General features: G+C 71.0%; 14 protein-coding genes. 1 reads left to right on the forward strand and 13 read right to left on the reverse strand.

The features are described from left to right. Positions 1–89 precede the first annotated feature (89 nt). The 10 genes from acnA to ACZ6S5_RS29185 all read right to left on the reverse strand — a co-directional run bounded on the left by acnA (position 90) and on the right by ACZ6S5_RS29185 (position 12,042). Entirely contained in the window at positions 90–2,756 is a 2,667-nt protein-coding gene (gene acnA, locus ACZ6S5_RS29140; RefSeq protein WP_466005426.1) for an aconitate hydratase AcnA, read from the reverse strand. Next, entirely contained in the window at positions 2,753–3,082 is a 330-nt protein-coding gene (locus tag ACZ6S5_RS29145; RefSeq protein ID WP_466005427.1) for a putative quinol monooxygenase, read from the reverse strand. Before ACZ6S5_RS29145 ends, acnA begins: the two co-directional genes overlap by 4 nt. After that, entirely contained in the window at positions 3,082–4,149 is a 1,068-nt protein-coding gene (locus ACZ6S5_RS29150) for an Ldh family oxidoreductase (RefSeq protein WP_466005428.1), read from the reverse strand. Before ACZ6S5_RS29150 ends, ACZ6S5_RS29145 begins: the two co-directional genes overlap by 1 nt. Then, complete coding sequence (gene otnC, locus ACZ6S5_RS29155) at positions 4,146–4,808, reverse strand: 3-oxo-tetronate 4-phosphate decarboxylase (protein ID WP_466005429.1); 663 nt, start codon at positions 4,806–4,808, stop codon at positions 4,146–4,148. Before otnC ends, ACZ6S5_RS29150 begins: the two co-directional genes overlap by 4 nt. Continuing rightward, positions 4,805–6,076, reverse strand: coding sequence for a 3-oxo-tetronate kinase (otnK, locus tag ACZ6S5_RS29160; protein WP_466005430.1), 1,272 nt, complete (start codon positions 6,074–6,076; stop codon positions 4,805–4,807). The genes otnC and otnK overlap by 4 nt, the downstream gene beginning before the upstream one ends. Beyond that, positions 6,073–6,747, reverse strand: a complete 675-nt coding sequence (locus ACZ6S5_RS29165; RefSeq protein ID WP_466005431.1) for an aspartate/glutamate racemase family protein — start codon at positions 6,745–6,747, stop codon at positions 6,073–6,075. The genes otnK and ACZ6S5_RS29165 overlap by 4 nt, the downstream gene beginning before the upstream one ends. A gap of 71 nt (positions 6,748–6,818) precedes the next feature. Continuing rightward, entirely contained in the window at positions 6,819–7,910 is a 1,092-nt protein-coding gene (locus ACZ6S5_RS29170; protein WP_466005432.1) for an isocitrate/isopropylmalate dehydrogenase family protein, read from the reverse strand. 41 nt (positions 7,911–7,951) lie between these two features. Continuing rightward, the gene (locus ACZ6S5_RS29175; protein WP_466005433.1) at positions 7,952–9,079 is read right to left on the reverse strand and encodes an ABC transporter ATP-binding protein; all 1,128 of its coding nucleotides are present in this window, start codon (positions 9,077–9,079) and stop codon (positions 7,952–7,954) included. Next, positions 9,072–10,841 carry an ABC transporter permease gene (locus ACZ6S5_RS29180; protein ID WP_466005434.1) on the reverse strand — a complete coding sequence of 590 codons (1,770 nt, stop codon included), beginning with the start codon at positions 10,839–10,841 and terminating at the stop codon, positions 9,072–9,074. The genes ACZ6S5_RS29175 and ACZ6S5_RS29180 overlap by 8 nt, the downstream gene beginning before the upstream one ends. 31 nt (positions 10,842–10,872) lie before the next feature. Beyond that, positions 10,873–12,042 (reverse strand): ABC transporter substrate-binding protein, encoded by a 1,170-nt coding sequence (locus tag ACZ6S5_RS29185; RefSeq protein ID WP_466005435.1) that lies wholly within the window; start codon positions 12,040–12,042, stop codon positions 10,873–10,875. 244 nt (positions 12,043–12,286) lie between these two features. On the opposite strand from ACZ6S5_RS29185, the gene ACZ6S5_RS29190 reads away from it, so the two are divergent. Further along, complete coding sequence (locus ACZ6S5_RS29190; RefSeq protein WP_466005436.1) at positions 12,287–12,988, forward strand: GntR family transcriptional regulator; 702 nt, start codon at positions 12,287–12,289, stop codon at positions 12,986–12,988. A gap of 35 nt (positions 12,989–13,023) precedes the next feature. Here the strand turns inward: ACZ6S5_RS29190 and ACZ6S5_RS29195 are convergent, their stop codons facing one another. From ACZ6S5_RS29195 to ACZ6S5_RS29205, 3 genes are all read right to left on the reverse strand, one after another. After that, entirely contained in the window at positions 13,024–14,169 is a 1,146-nt protein-coding gene (locus ACZ6S5_RS29195) for a hypothetical protein (RefSeq protein ID WP_466005437.1), read from the reverse strand. 116 nt (positions 14,170–14,285) lie between these two features. Next, positions 14,286–14,612 (reverse strand): DUF4326 domain-containing protein, encoded by a 327-nt coding sequence (locus tag ACZ6S5_RS29200; protein WP_466005438.1) that lies wholly within the window; start codon positions 14,610–14,612, stop codon positions 14,286–14,288. Between the two features lie 175 nt (positions 14,613–14,787). Further along, positions 14,788–16,296, reverse strand: coding sequence for a tripartite tricarboxylate transporter permease (locus ACZ6S5_RS29205; protein WP_466005439.1), 1,509 nt, complete (start codon positions 16,294–16,296; stop codon positions 14,788–14,790). Between the last annotated feature and the right edge of the window lie 3 nt (positions 16,297–16,299).

Below are 16,299 nucleotides of genomic sequence, written 5' to 3' on the forward strand. Positions count from 1 at the left end.
TCTCCTCCCCCGTCACCTCCCCCCCCCCACAAAAAAACCCCCCCCCCCCCCCGCCCGTCCCCCCCCCCCCCCCCCCCCCCCACCACGGATCAAGAACCGGTGGAGTCGTGCCGGCCGATGGCGCGCAGCACGTAGGGCATGATGCCGCCGTGCCGGTAGTAGGCGGCCTCCCGCGCCGTGTCCAGACGCACCGTCACGTCGAAGACCACGTCTCCGGCGGAGACGGTGGCCCTGGCGCGGGTCCGTCCGTCCGTGGCGGCCGCCAACCCGGAGATCGTGTAGCTCTCCGTCCCGGTCAGGCCGAGGGAGTCGGCACTGTCGCCCGGCAGGAACTGCAGGGGAAGGATGCCCATGCCCACGAGGTTGGCGCGGTGGATCCGTTCGAAGGATTCGGCAAGCACCGCCCGCACGCCGAGCAGCGCCGGCCCCTTCGCCGCCCAGTCCCGGGACGAGCCGCTGCCGTAGTCCTTGCCGGCGAGGACGAGCAGCGGAGTGGCTGCCGCCCGGTAGGCCATGGCCGCCTCGAAGACCGTGGTGACCTCGTCGTCCCCGTCGAGGAACCGGGTGTAGCCGCCTTCGACGCCGGGCACGAGCTGGTTGCGCAGCCGGACGTTGGCGAACGTGCCGCGCATCATCACCTCGTGGTTGCCCCTCCGCGACGCGTACGTGTTGACGGCGAACGGCGCGACGCCCAGGTCGCGCAGGTAGCGGCCGGCCGGGGTGCCCGCCGGGATGGCGCCGGCGGGGGAGATGTGATCGGTGGTGACGGAGTCCCCGAGCCTGACCAGGACCCGCGCGCCGGCGATGTCGGCCTGGGGTGCCGGCTCCGGCCGGAGGTGGTCGAAGTACGGCGGTCGCCGCAGGTAGGTGGAGGCGTCGTCCCAGCCGAAGGTGGGTTCGGCGGGCGCGTCGAGAGCACGCCACCGGTCGTCGCCGGCGAGCACGTCGGCGTAGGCGGTGGTGAACATGCCGGGATCGATGGTGGCGTCGATGACGGATTGGATCTCGTGCGGCGTGGGCCAGATGTCGCGCAGGTGGACCGGTTGCCCGGCCGGATCGGTGCCGACGGGCTCGGTGGTCAGGTCGATGTCCATCGTCCCGGCCAGCGCGTACGCCACCACGAGGGGCGGTGACGCCAGGTAGTTCATCCGCACGTCGGGGTTGATGCGCCCGTCGAAGTTGCGGTTGCCGGACAGGACGGAGACCACGCTGAGGTCCTGCTCGCGTACGGCGACGGAGACCTCGTCGATGAGCGGGCCGGACGCGCCGATGCAGGTCATGCAGCCGTACCCGGTGAGGTGGAAGCCGAGCGCGTCGAGGTAGGGGGTGAGGCCGGCCTTGTCGTAGTAGTCGGTGACGACCCGGGAGCCGGGGGAGAGGCTGGTCTTCACCCAGGGCTGGCGGCGAAGGCCGCGCCGCACGGCGTTACGGGCCAGCAGACCGGCGGCCACCATGACCGACGGGTTGGACGTGTTGGTGCACGACGTGATCGCGGCGATGGCGACGTGTCCGTCGTCGAGCGTGGCCGGTTCCCCGTCCACCACCACGGCCACCGGCGTCGGCCGGTGCCCACCGTCGGCGTGCCGCGCGTCGCGCAGGGCCTGCCGGAACGCCGGCTTCGCGGCGTTCAGGGCCACCCGGTCCTGCGGCCGGCGCGGCCCGGCCAGGGACGGCACCACCGCTCCGAGGTCGAGGTCGACGACCTCCGAATACCGGACGGGCCGGTCCGGGTCGTGCCACAGGCCCTGCTCCATCGCGTACGCCTCGACCAGGGCGACCTGCGCGGCGGGCCGGCCTGTGAAGCGCAGGTAGCGCAGGGTCTCCTCGTCGATGGGGAAGTACGCGCAGGTGGAGCCGAACTCGGGGCTCATGTTGGCGATGGTGACCCGGTCGGCCAGGGTGATCTCGCCGACGCCGGGGCCGGAGAACTCGACGAAGCTGCCCACCACCCCGTGCCGGCGCATCAGTTCGGTGATGGTCAGGACGAGGTCGGTGGCGGTGGCGCCCTCCGGCAGGGACCCGCGCAGTCGTACGCCGACGACGGGCGGCAGCCGGATGGACAGCGGCTGCCCGAGCATCGCGGCCTCGGCCTCGATGCCGCCGATGCCCCAGCCCAGCACCCCGAGCCCGTTGACCATGGTGGTGTGCGAGTCGGTGCCCAGGCACAGGTCGGGGTAGGCCCACCCCTGGTCGGCCATCACGACCCGGGCCAGATGCTCCACGTTGACCTGGTGCATGATGCCGGTGCCCGGCGGGACGATGGCCAGGTTCCACAGGTTCGTCTGGCCCCAGCGCAGGAAGCGGTACCGCTCGGCGTTGCGCGAGTATTCGATCTCCACGTTCCGCTCCCGCGCGTCCGGGCGGCCGAACACGTCCGCGACGACGGAGTGGTCCACGACGAGCTCGGCGGGGATGGACGGGTTGACCCGGTCGGGGTCGCCACCGACCCGGGCGACGGCGTCGCGCATCGCCGCCAGGTCGACCAGGGTGGGCACGCCGTTGGTGTCGTGCAGGAACACCCGGGCCGGGTGGAGGTCGACGGCCACCTCGTGTGCGGCCTGGTTCCCCCAGTTCAACAGCGCGCGGATCGGCTCGGCCGTGACGCCGTCGCCGTCCTCGTGCCGCAGCAGGTTCTCCAGCACGATCCGGAGGCTGTACGGAAGATCGGGCGGCGCGACGTCCGCCAGCCGGTGCACGGCGTACCGGACGTCGCCGACGCGCAGGGTTGCGGCCGTACCGAAGGAGTTGCTGCTCATGTTCGTCCTTGCTGCGATTCGGGGATGTCGGCCGGGAAGACCGGCGTCGCGTAGGTGTTGGTCCGGCCGCCGGGCGGCACGCAGCGGGCCACCACCTGCTGCCATTGCGCGTAGTGCGGCGCCGACCGGTGTTCCTGCTGGAAGGCCGCCTCGTCGCGGTAGATCTCGTAGAGCAGGAACCGGTTCGGGTCGCCGGCGATGCGGTGGACGTCGAAGCGCAGGCAGCCCGGCTCCCGCAGCGAGGCCCGCGCGTTGGCCTCGATGCCGGCCAGGAACTCGTCGAGCCGGTCGGGCAGCACCTCGAGGTGGACCACGACGGTGAACATCAGCGCCGCACGATCGCGTCGGTGAGGTCGAACGGCACGCCGCAGGAGCCGGCGAGGTCCCGGAGGTCCAGCACCGTCCGCTCGGGCAGGAGCACCCCGGCCGACCGGCCCTGTGCCTCGGCGCGTTCCTCGATCTCGCCGGGGTAGTAGATCTCGGTCGCGTCGGCGGCCAGCGGCACCCGCTTGGTGGTGGTGACGAGGTCGTCGACGCGCCGCCGGAACGTCTCCGGGTCTCCGACGGCGTCCACGCGCAGGGCGAGCACCAGATGACCGCAGCCGCTGCGCCGGTCCGGCACGTAGGGCCCGGTCACGTCCGTCGCGTACGAGCTGCCGGTGAGGACGCCGGACAGGACGTCCATCATGAACGCGATCGCGTAGCCCTTGTGCCCCGCCATCGGGGCGAGGATGCCGTCGACGGCGACGTGCGGGTCGGTCACCGGCCGCCCGTCGGCGTCGATGGCCCAATCCGCCGGGATGGTCTCGCCGCGTTGGCGGGCGGCGTAGATCTTGCCGCGGGCCACGGCGGTGTTGGCGATGTCGAGGACCAGGGGTCCTTCGCTGCCCCCGGGGGTGGCGATCGACCAGGGGTTCGCCCCGACGGTCTTCTCCCGTCCGCCCCAGGGCGCCATGGCGGGACTGCCGTTGGTGGTGAGGATCCCGACGCAGCCCGCCCCGGCCATCCGCCGGGTCCAGTAGGCGGCGGTGCCGAAGTGGTTGCTGTTGCGGACGGCCACCGCCGCGACCCCGTGGCGACCGGCGCGCGCGACCGCCTCCCGGCACGCGTGGTCGGCGATGACCTGTCCGATGCCGTCGTGTCCGTCGAGGACGGCGACGGCCCCGGAGTCGACCACGGTCTCCGGCCGGGTGACCGGTCGCATCGCGCCGGAGCGCAGCCGCGCGACGTACCAGGGCAGCCGCAGCATGCCGTGCGACGGGTGTCCCCACAGATCGGCGGTGACGAGGCTGTCGCTGACCAGCCGGGCGTCGGCGTCGGACACGCCGACCGCGGTGAGGATCCGGGCGCCGAAGGCGGTGAGCCGATCGGTGTCGATCCGGGTGCGGGTCATCGTGGGGTTCCCTTCGTGGGCGCGGCGGGCGGGCGGCGGGATCGCGCGGTGAGGTCCTCGACCTGCTGCGGGGTCAGTGGCCGGGTCCGGTGACCGGCCAGGAGCAGGAACAGCCGGGCGGTCTCCTCCAGTTCCTCCACGGCGTCGGCGGCCGTGGCCAGGTCCGCGCCGGCGACCACCGGGCCGTGGTTGGCCAGCAGGAACGCGTGGTGGTCCCGGGCGATGTCCTCGGCGAGCGTCCGCAGCCCGGTGTCGCCGGGGGCGTGGTACGGCAGCAGCGGCAGCCGCCCGACGCGCATCACGTAGTAGGCCGTCAACGGCGGCAGGACGTCGCTCGGGTCGAGGTCCGCGAGGCAGGAGGCGGCGACCGAGTAGGTGCTGTGCAGGTGGATGACGGCACCGGCCGACGGGCGGGCCCGGTAGACGGCCGCGTGCAGGAAGGCCTCCTTGGACGGGGCGGGCCCGGCGACGTGTTCGCCGGCCAGGTCGACGACCGACAGGTGCCCCGGGTCCAGGGCGCCCAGGCTGGCTCCGGTCGGGGTGAGCAGGATCCGGCCGCCGTCGCGGACGCTGAGGTTGCCGGTGCGGCCGAAGGTGAGCCGGCGGGCGAACAGCGAGGCGCCGAGCGCGGCGATCTGCTGCCGGGCGTCGTGGGTCATGCCGCTCCCTTCGCGGCCCGGACCAGCAGGTCCGGTCGGCCGAAGTTGCCGGACTTGAGCAGCAGGCCGAGCACCGGCGGCTCGGTGGTCACGCACCACGGCACGCCCCGGTCCTCCTCGCGGTCGACGACCACGGCGTCGACACCCAGCGCCGACACCACGGCGCCCGACGTTTCGCCGCCGGCCACCACGAGGCGGCGCACCCCGAGGTCGACGGCGGTACGCGCCAGCGCCCCGAGGGTCTGTTCGAGGATCTCGGCGGTGCGGGGCCCGAGGGCGGCGACGGCTGCCCGGCGCTGCTCGACGGGGGCGGAGGAGTAGATCATCAGGGGTGCCTCGGCGAGGTGCTCGTGCAGCCAGGTGGTCGCCGTGGCGAGCAGCTCGTCGGGGTCGGGGGTCGCCGCCGGGTCGAGGCGGTGGGAGGGGAACGCCGAGCGGGCGTGGTCGACCTGCGCGAGGGTGGCGGCGGAGCAGCTGCCGGCGAGCACCAGGCCGGGACCCGCGGGAAGCGGGGCGGGGACGGGCGCCCCGTCCGTCGTGCCCTCCCGGAAGGCGGCCCCGACGGCCCGGGCGAGGCCGGCGCCGCCGGTCAACACCGCGAGCGACCCGGCGGCCGCCGCGACGACGTCGAGGTCGGCGTCGTCGGTGGCGTCGACCACGACATGGCGTACGCCGTCGGCGCGCAGCCGGGCCAGCCGCGCCGCGACGGCCTCGCGGCCGGCGCGCACCACGTCCAGCGGGAGCAGGCCGACCGGGTGCGGGGTCTGCCGGCCCATGATCCGGACCAGGTTGGCGTCGGTCATCGGGGTCAGCGGGTGGTGCCGCATCGGCGACTCGGACAGCAGCGTGTCCCCGACGAAGAGGTGACCCTGATAGACCGTGCGGCTGTGTTCCGGCGAGGCCGGGCAGATCAGCGTCATCGGGTCGCCGGCCGTGTCCAGCAAGGCGTCCGTGACCGGACCGATGTTGCCGGCGTCGGTGGAGTCGAAGGTGGAGCAGTACTTGAAGTACACCCGCTCGACGCCGCGGCCGCGCAGCCAGCGCTGGACGTCCCGCGACCGCGCGACCGCCTCGACGGCCGGGGCGGTTCGCGACTTGAGCGCGACGACCACCGCGTCGCAGGGGGGCAGCCCGCGCGAAGGATCGGGGGAGCCGAACAGCAGGACCGTGCGCAGCCCGGCGCGCCGGAGCGCGGCCGCCACGTCCGTGCCGCCGGTGTAGTCGTCGGCAATGCAGCCCAGCATCGGGCCGGCTGGCCTGCCACTCATCGCGCGACCTCCGCGCCGAGCCGGCGACTCAGTGCCGTGGCCGCGGTGTCGGCCGCGCCGAGCACGGGTACGTCGACCGCCGCCCGGGCCGCCGCGAGTCCGGGTGAGATCGAGAACTGGCCGAGCAGGATCAGGTCGCTCTGCCGCTCGACCCGCCGTGCCGCGTCGCCGACGAGCCGGGCCAGGGCCTCCCGGTCGCCGGCCGTGCGGGCGCCGTCCACCACCGCCCCGGCGACGTGGACGTCGACCGAGGCCGCCGCGACGTGGGCGCCGAGGCGGGTGACGGTGTCGTCGACGCCGCTCCGTGCCGGACCGAGGACCGTCACCCGGGCCGGCCGGCGCCGCGCGACCTCGTCGAACAACGCCTGGTCGGAGGCGAGCACGGGGACCGGGTACGCGGGCGCGAGGTCCTGGGCGACCGGCCCGTACAAAGAGCAGCTGAGCAGGACCGCGTCCGCCCCGCCGTCGACCGCGTACCCGATGAGGCCGCTCATGCGTCGCCGCAACGGCGCGGTGACCCCGCCGTGCTCCTCGGCCTGGGTCAGCAGCAGGTCGTCCAGCAGGTGCCAGACGCGGGCCCGGGGAAACGCGGCGGCGAAGGCGTCGGTCGCCGGTGGCATCGACGCCGGGGTGGCGTGGATGACGGCGACGGTGGGTGGGCGGTCGCTCAACGGTGCTCCTTCTGGTGGGCAGGCTTCCGTGCGGGCGGCACCGTCCGGTGCCGCCCGCCAGGCGGTCGGGTTCAGCCGGCGCGGACCGCGTCGACCACGGCGGCGGAGAAGGCGCTCGTCGACGCCGATCCGCCCAGATCGCGGGTGGTGGTGCCGGCGCCCACCGTGGCCGCCACGGCCCGCTCCACCCGGGTCGCGGCGTCCCGGGCCCGCCCGTCGGCGTGCTTCGCGCCGAGCCAGTCGAGCAACATGGCGCTGGACAGGATCATGGCGATCGGGTTGGCGATGTCGCGGCCGGCGATGTCCGGCGCCGAGCCGTGCGCCGCCTGGGCCATCGCGTGGGTGTCGGACGAGTTGATCGACGGTGCGATGCCCAGCGACCCGGCGATCTCCCCGGCCAGGTCGGACAGGATGTCGCCGAACATGTTCTCGGTGACGATGACGTCGAAGTCGTCGGCCCGGCGGACCAGGTGAACCGTCATGGCGTCGATGTGGAAGTCGTCGACGCTCACGTCGGGGTAGTCCCGCCCGACCTCGCGGCACACGTCGCGGAAGAGCCCGGTGGTCATCCTGAGCACGTTGGCCTTGTGCACGATGGTGACCCGCTTGCTCCGTCGGCGGGCCAGCTCGAAGGCGGACCGGGCGATGCGCTCCACCGCGGGTCGGGTGATGATGCCGAGGGCGATGGCCACGTCCGGTGAGGGCATGAACTCGCCGGTGCCGGCGTACGTGCTGCGGTCGGCGTAGAAGCCCTGCGTGTTCTCGCGGACGATCACCAGGTCCGTGCCGGGTACCACGGCCTTGCCGCCGTCGAACGCCTTGGCGGGCCGGATGTTCGCGTACAGGTCGAAGTGCTTGCGGATGGTGCCGCTCGGGTTGAGCTGCGCGCGGTGCTCGGGCGGGTAGGCGGCGCTGTCGTGCGGGCCGAGCAGCCAGCCGTCGAGGTCGGCGAGCGCGGTGAGGGTCGACTGCGGGACGGCGGTGCCGTGGTCGGCGATGGCCGCCGCGCCCAGCGGCAGCTCGACCCAGTTGACCGGGTCGAGCCCGGCGGCCTCGACGGCGGCGTCGACCACGGCGACGGACGCCGGGACGATCTCCGGCCCGATGCCGTCGCCGTGCAGGACCCCGAGTGAGTAACGGCCGGAGCGGGTGGTGCTGGTCATGTGTGGGGGTGCCTTTCGCGAAGTGTCGGGCCTGATGGGGGTCATGCCGGGATGGTGAGCAGGTCCGCGACCTCCGCCGACGGGACGACCGCCTGGGGATAGAGCAGCGCCTGGTCGGGCTCGAAGGTCAGGCACACCGTCCCGGTGAGTCCGGGCCGGGACGTCGCCACCTGGACCACCTGGGTGCCCAGCTTGAGGTCGTACTCGTAGCGGGACCCGACGTAGGAGCTGGTCAGCACCTCGGTGGTCAGGCTGTTGACCTCGGGGACGGGGTCGCCGGCGGGCAGCGCCGCCAGCCGCTCGGGGCGGATCGCCACGGTGACCTCCTGTCCCGGCCGGACGGCCTCGGCGCCGCGCACCTCGACGACGTCGCCGCTGCAGTCCAGGCGGATGCGACTACGGCCGTCCGCGATCTCCGTCACCCGACCGGGCAGGAAGTTGCACCGGCCGACGAACGCGGCGACCTCGGGTGCGGTGGGGCGTTCGTAGATCTCCCGGGGGGTACCGACCTGGAGCACGCGGCCCTCCGACATCACCGCGATCCGGTCGCTGAGCGCGAGCGCCTCGTCCTGGTCGTGGGTGACGTAGACGGTGGTGATGCCCAGGTCCTCCTGGAGTCGCTTGAGCCAGGCCCGGGCCTGCTCGCGGAGCTTGGCGTCGAGGTTGGACAGCGGCTCGTCCAGCAGCAGCACGGACGGCGAGTAGACGAGCGCGCGGGCCAGCGCGACGCGCTGCTGCTGCCCGCCGGAGAGCTGATGGGGGTAGCGGTCCTTGAGGTGGGCGAGGCCGACCTTGTCCAGCGCGTCGGTGATGCGTTCCTGCCGGTCCTTCCGGCCCACCTTGCGGATGGTGAGCGGCATGGCGAGGTTCGCCTCGACCGTCATGTGCGGCCACAGCGCGTACGACTGGAACACCATGCCGAGGTTGCGCTCCTCGGGCGGGAGGAACCGCCGGCCGGCGGTGTCCACGAAGGTGATCCCGCCGACGCTGATCGTGCCGCCGGTGGGGCGTTCCAGGCCCGCGACGCAGTTGAGCGTCGTGGACTTCCCGCAGCCGCTCGGGCCGAGCAGGGTGAAGAACTCGCCGTCGCGGATGGTCAGGTCGATCTCGTGCAGCACGGTCACGGGACCGAACGTCTTGAACAACTTGGTGATGGTGACCTCAGGCATCGTGATGCCCTCTCATGAGTAGCCCGGCCAGGCCGACGAAGGCGGCGGTGATGGCGATCTGGACCGTGGCCAGCGCGGCCACGGATCCGGTGTTGCCCTGGACCCAGAGCTCGAGCATCGTGGTGCCCAGGATGTTGGAGTCGGCCGACTTGAGGAAGATCGCCGGTGAGTACTCCTTGAGCATGGTGACGAAGGTGAGGATCACCGCCCCGGCGAACGCCGGTACGAGCAGCCGGCCGAGGACGCGGGTGAAGGTGCGCAGCCAGTCGGCGCCGGACACGCGGGCGGCGTTGTCGAGTTCCTGGCCGATCTGCATGACCGACGGGGCGATGGAGCCGAAGCCGCTGGGCAGCGCGCGCAGCCCGAGTCCGATGATCAGTGCGAGCAGGGTGCCCTGGATCAGGCCGCCGACGCCGAACGGGGCGTAGGCGAAGGCCCAGAAGAGACCGATGCCGATGATGATCCCGGGCATGGCCTGCGGCGCCAGGGACAGGTACTCCACCGCACGGGCGAACCGGAAGCTCGACCGGCGGGCCACCACCACGGCCACCAGGGACAACAGGCTGACCAGGACGGCGCCGCCCGCGGCGACGATCAGGCTGTTCCAGATCGACTGGACGTACGCCTCGAAGCCGAAGATCCGCTCGTAGTTGGCCGTGCTGAGGGTCTTCAGCGGCGACTGCAGGGGGGTGAAGACCAGGGTGAACGACCGGAAGACCAGGCCGCCGATCGGCAGCAGGGCACCGAAGACGACGTACACCGTGATAGCCGCCATGCCCACCCACTGGACCCGACCGAGGTCCAGCCGCCGCGGCCGGGTCGCCTTGCCCCGTACCGAGACGAACCGTTGGGCGTCCTTCAACAGCTTGGCCTGCGCGGCCACCAGCGCGACGGTGACCAGCAGGATCAGCGTGGACGCGGCGCCGAGGACCCCGTAGTCCGGGTTGATGGACTGCAGACCGTTGCTGTACAGGAAGGTGGAGAAGACCGAGATGCCGACCGGCTGTCCGTAGAGCAGCGGGACGCTGAGGGTCTCCACCGACATGCTGAACACGAGGATGGAGCTGTAGACCATCGGCGGCCGCAGCAGCGGTACGACGACCGAGAACAGGATCCGCAGGGGACGAGCCCCGCACACCTGGGCCGCGCTCTCCAGCGACGCGTCGGACTGCCGCAGGGCGTTGGCGCAGAACACGTAGGCGATCGGCGCCAGCGCCACGGCCTCCGTGACCGCCATGCCGGGGATCGAGTACAAGTTCCACGGCACCGTGCCGATCCACTGCCGGACCTGGACGCTGACGAAGCCGGCCGGCCCGTACAGGGTGATCCAGCCGAAGCCAAGGATCAGCGAGGAGATGAAGAACGGCCACTGCATCGCCGCGGCGAACAGCCGCGCGCCGGGCAGCCTCGTCCGTACCACCATGATCGCCATGGGCACCGCGATGACCAGGGTGAGGACCGTCGTCGCCACGGCGAACAACGCGGTGTTCAGGACCACCCGGCCGAAGCCCGCTTCGGTGAACAACCGGACGTAGTTGTCCGCGGTCAGGATGCCGCCGGCTTCGTACAGCGGCCGGTCCAGGATCGACTGGTAGAGGGTGGGTACGACCGGCGCCAGCACCAGCAGGGCCAGCAGGACCAGTACGCCGTACTGCACCCACAGTTCCCGGCCGACGCCGGCCGGGCGCCGGTAGCGCGGCGGGACCGGGACGGGTCCCGTCGCGTGACGCGACGCCTCGGCCGGCGTGGTGACGGTTGTCATCGTTGTCGCTCCGCTCATGAGGGGCGGCCGCTCAGCGGGCCAGCAGCCCGTTCCACCGGCTGACGAACTGCTGGACCTCGGCGTCCGGCACGAGCGCGTACTTCACCGGGATCACGTTCTGCTCGCCGACCTTGTCGACGATCTCCTGGTAGGTGTGCAGCCCGTCGGCCTGCTTCACGTCGTCCCGGTACGACGTCAGCCCGCCCTCGGCCACCGCGCGCTGCCCCTCGGTGGAGAGCACGAAGTCGGTGAACAGCTTGGCGGTGTTGGCGTGCGGGGCCTGCGGCGCGATGCCGATGCCACGGGGCAGCACCACGGTGCCGTCGTCGAGGAAGGTCACCTTGAACAGGCCGCCGCTGTTCTTGACCACCGGATACGCCGGGGCGCCGGAGATGAAGAAGCCGACCAGGTACTCGCCGGCGAGGATCTTCTCGGTCTGCGTCCCGGACGACGTCTCCGGCCGCGCGAGCGGGAGCAGCTTCTCCAAGCTCGTCCAGCCGTCGGGGTGCGCCTGGGTGTACGCGTGGGAGACGGTGAAGCCGAACGCCCCCTTGACGTCCCGGGTGGTGATCTTGTTGTCGAACTTCTTCGGATCCTTCGCCACGATCGCCGCGAGGCTGGCCAGACCGGTCGGCGCCTCGGGGACCAGCGAGGTGTTGTACGCGATGGTCATCGGGTCCATCGACATCGCGTACACGTTCGGCATCAGCGTCGCGAACGTCGGCAGCTTGGCGAGCTCGGGGGAGGAGTAGGGCATCAGGCGGTTCTTGCCCTCGACGTTGTACTCCGCCCACGCCTGGGCGGCGTTGGAGACCAGGATGTCCACCGGGGAGCGGCCCGTCGCCTGCTCGCTCAGCGCCCGCTGGAACACCTCGTCGCTGTCGAGGTTGTTCGCCGAGATCTTCTTCACCCAGGGGTACTTCTTCTGGAAGTCGCGGAAGACCGGCGCCCAGTTCTCCTGGTCGGTGTTGGAGTAGATGGTGAGCTCGCCGCCCTCACCCTTGGACGCCTCGATGATCTTGCTGTAGTCGGCCGGGTAGTAGTCCGGGGCCTTGCCCTCGGTGATCACGTTGGGCGGCGCCGTCGGCTCGGCACCGCCGCCGCACGCGGCCAGGGGCGTGACGAGGGTGAGCGCCGCGAGCGAGATCAGCAGGCGGCGACGACCGAAGGCGGGCGGGCGGCCCGCAAAGGTGGTGGTCAATTTACCGCTCCTTGATGGGAAGGAAACGTCGGTGTGGGAGCCACCCCACGATGGAGGTTATAACCTATAGCCGTCAACAGGCCGGGCTGAAAAAGTTGCCGTGAGCCGGTGACGGGAGCACCAGTCCGGCAGGAAGGCCACAATTCGGCCGGCTTGCAAGGGCGACGATGGGAGGGCGGGTCGAGGGTGCCCGTCGAGGTTCCCGGGAGTGGGGTAGGTTATAACGACCAACGTGGGAGGTCGGATGAGTCAGACGCCGGAGCTCTTCCCCAGGAAGAGCGACTTCGCCTACAGCAGGCTGCGGGAACAGATCCTCTCCGGCGAGTACGAGCCGGGGACGGTCCTCAACCAGGCGGTGCTGGCCAGGACGATCGGCATCAGCACCACCCCGCTGCGCGAGGCACTGCGCCGCCTGAAGTCCGAAGGACTGGTGGAACTGGACGCCCACCGCGACGCCCGGGTCACCCCGCTCAGCGCCGAGGAGGCACGGGACCTGCTGGAGATCCGCACCTCACTCGATCCGCTGGCCGCCGCCCTCGCCGCTGAACGGCGCAGCACCGCCGACATCCGGGAGATGCGCGAGGCAATCCAGGGACTGAAGCCCCTGCCGAGCAACCCCGCCTTCGTCGACCTCGTCGCCCACCGCCGCTTCCACACCGCCATCTACACCGCGTCGCACAACGAGATCCTGATCAGCACCCTCGACGCCCTGTGGGACAAGGCGGACCGGTACCGCCGGTTCGGCCTCGAGGTCGTCCGCAGCCAGGAAGAGCGGGACCAGAAGGCGGCCGAGCACGAGACGCTGCTGCAGTGCGTCATCTCGGGCGACGCCGGCGGCGCCGCCGAGGTGATGCGGCGGCACATCGGCACGAGCCTCGGCGCGAAGGCCGCGACGCGGCTCGGCGCACCGGAGTTCGCCACGACCGGCCAGGACGCGGAGGTGTAGCACCATGACCGTGCCTCCCGAGCCCAACCTGCTCATCACGGAGAGATGCGCACCTCGACCGAGCTGATGAACCACCGGAAGTCGGACGTGCTGTGGATGGACACGTCGTTCGTGCCGCTGATGTCGAACGAGCGCGTCCCGGCGCACACGATCACCGACTGACCCGCCGGCACCGGGCCGGCGCTGAACAACTGCGCGAAGTAGTGGGCGCCGCGGGTCAACTTCACCTGCAGGAAGCTCTCGTCGTCGTCGGTCTCCTCGGCGAAGGCCGACATCTCGGCGTACGAGGGCTCGGAGACGTTGGGATGCAGGACGTCGAGCATCAGGAAGTTCTGCTGCCCGGTGCTGGAGTTCGACCATCCCCATTCGTCGGTCGTGTCCAAGCGGTGCGTCGCCTGGACGCACTGCGCGTCGATGAGGACCTCGACCAGGCCGGTCGTTGGCGGCACGAAGGCGAACGCCACCGCGCTGAAGCCGTCGCCGGACGCGTAGTCGAAGTCGCTGGCGTCGTCGTCGTCCATCGTGATGGAGATGCCGACGTCTCCGACGGACGGGTTCAGCGTGTGGAGGCGATCGACGACGAAGTTGTCGTTGCGCACCGGGACGAACCCGAAGTTGAACCCGAAGAACGGCGGCCGGAAGACCTCCCACCGGTGCGGGTCATCGCTGTCGTCCGGTTCGAAGACCCCCCAGGGCAGGGCGCGGTCGTGGAAGGGGGACAGGCTCAGCCACCTGTCGAGGTTGTTCGAGAGGTGGAACCCGGGGCTGATGTTGTCATTGGCCACGAAGACGTCGGCGATGGCCCGGTGGTAGTCCGCCGCTATCGCGACGATCTCCTCCCGCCGGACGTCTCGGCTCCGCAGGAAGGCGTCGGCCTTCCGCCTCCGGGCTTTGTTCAGCTTGTCGTAGCGTCGCGTCAACCCCTCGGGCGGCTGAAGCAGGTCACGGACGGTCATCCGTTCCTGCCGCATCAGCTCCCGCAGATCCGCCCAGGTGTCGTCGCCCAGCAGGCGGCGCAGCCGCCGGCTCGCGTCGGCCGCCACCTTCGCGGCTCTGCTGCTGCGCTTCCTGGTGACCGTACGGAGCCGCTGCTCCCGCTCCTCCGCCGCCGCTTCCGCCACTCGCTGGGCCGCCGCCGGGAACTGGCGAAAGTTCCGGACCGCCTGGTAGGTGCTGACCACGCGAACCACCCCATTAGAGCCTCCCTCCATGCTGCTGCACGTCACTCTGGGTGGCCATACGGGTTGTGCCATGTTCGGAACGCCGCATTCAGCGTTAATTGCCGTAAATCAGCCCACTATGAGCGGTCTGACGGCGGCAGCGAGTCGGCGAGGTCCGCGATCACCTCGGCGTGACAGCGCTCCGGCACGCACCAGCAACCGAGCCGGCGCCCGCGCAGGTCGGGGAGAAGGGCGAGCAGGTCGGGACGGCCGAGCAGGTACGCCCGGTACTTCTCGACGACCTCGTCCCGGCTGCCGTCCGGCCCCGGCCGGAACGGGCTGGACAAGGGGGACTGCGGGAGATGCCAACCACCGCGGTACATGGCACGGCCGACATAGACCACGTCCGCGTACGCCGGGTCGTCGCGGTGACCTTTCAGGTTGACGACCGTGGTGACCCGCATGGCTTCGCTCTCCTCGGGTTTCCGCTCAGGCAGCGCCGGTACGGGCAGGTCAGGCTACCCGAGGTCGATCGGCTCGTCGACCAGGGCGACCCACCGCTTCGCACAAGACCCACGAGCCCGGTGACGCGACGATGGTCGCCACGCCACCGGTGCTCGTAACCGCCGGACCGTCACCTCACACGCCGGCGGGTTCGCGGTCCCTGGCCGATGTGTCCCGCTGCGGAAGCAGCCGTACCAGCCATGGGCCGGCGACCAGCAGGAGGGCCATCGCCAGCACCACCAGAGCGATCGGGTGGGCGAAGACGATCAGCAGGTTGCCGTTCCCGAGGGCCGACGTCTGGGTGAGCGCCTTCTCGAAGAGCGGGCCGATCACCAGACCCAGGACCAGGGGCGCCATCGGTAGGTTGTAGCGCCGCATGACGTAGCCGGCGATACCCGCAGCGAAGACGACCCAGACGCTGAACATGTTGTTGTCGATGGAGTATGCGCCGACGAAGCTGGTGAACAGAATGATCGGATACAGGTAGGCGTACGGAATGCGCAGCATTTGGGCGAAAATCGGGGCCATCGGCAGGTTGAGCACCAGCAGCATGACGTTGCCGAGGAAGAACGAGACGAGCAGGCCCCAGACCAGCTTTGGCTGGCTCTCGAACAGCAGCGGGCCGGGCTGCAGTCCGTAGATGGTGAATGCGCCGAGGAGCACTGCGGTCGTACCGCCCCCGGGAATGCCGAGGGTGAGAGTCGGTACGAAGTTGGCGTTGGCGGCTGCGTTGTTGGCGCTCTCCGGCGAGGCGACCCCTTCGATCGCGCCGCGGCCGAGTTGATCCTTGTTCTTGCCGACCCGCTTCTCCACCCCGTAGGCGATGAAGGAGGCCAGCGTCGAGCCGGATCCGGGCAGGCAGCCGAGGAGGAAGCCCAGGATACTGCCGCGTCCGATCGGGCCGATGCTGCGGCGCAGTTCGCTTCTGGTGATCAGCAGATCCCGGAATCGGGTCCGAATCGGCGCGGCGGCACCGACGCGGATCTGGTACATCACCTCGCCGACGGCGAACAGTCCGATCATGACCTCGACGAACGGCACCCCGCCGAGCAGGTTGATGCTGTCGAAGGTGAAGCGCGAGGTGCCGGTGCCGGCGTCCAAGCCGACGGTCGCCAGCAGCAACCCGGCAGCGGCCATCGCGAAGCCGCGGATACGTGAGTCACCGGAGAAACTGACTATGGTGGCCAGGCCGAGGATCATGATAGCCAGGTTTTCGACCGGTCCGAACTTCAGCGCGAAGCCCGCGAACGGTGGTGCGAGCACCATCAGCAGAACGAGCGAGAAGATCGCCGCCACGAAGGAGCCGATCGCGGCGATGGACAGCGCCGCGCCGGCCCGGCCGTTACGCGCCATCTGGTAGCCGTCGAGCGTGGTCACGACGCTCGACGCCTCACCGGGCGTGGAGATCAGCACTGACGTGATCGTTCCGCCGTACTGCGCGCCGTAGTAGATCCCGGCGAGCATGATGAGCGCGGTGACGGGCTCGAAGTCCAGGGTCAGCGGCAGGAGTACGGCCACGCCGGTGGTCGACCCGAGGCCCGGAAGCAGCCCGATCACGGTACCGGCGAGTACGCCGACGAAGCACCAGAGCAGGTTCTCGGGCGTCAGTGCGGTCTGAAAGCCGAGCAGGATGTTGTCGATCACCGA

It is taken from the genome of Micromonospora sp. NPDC051924, from assembly GCF_055586005.1.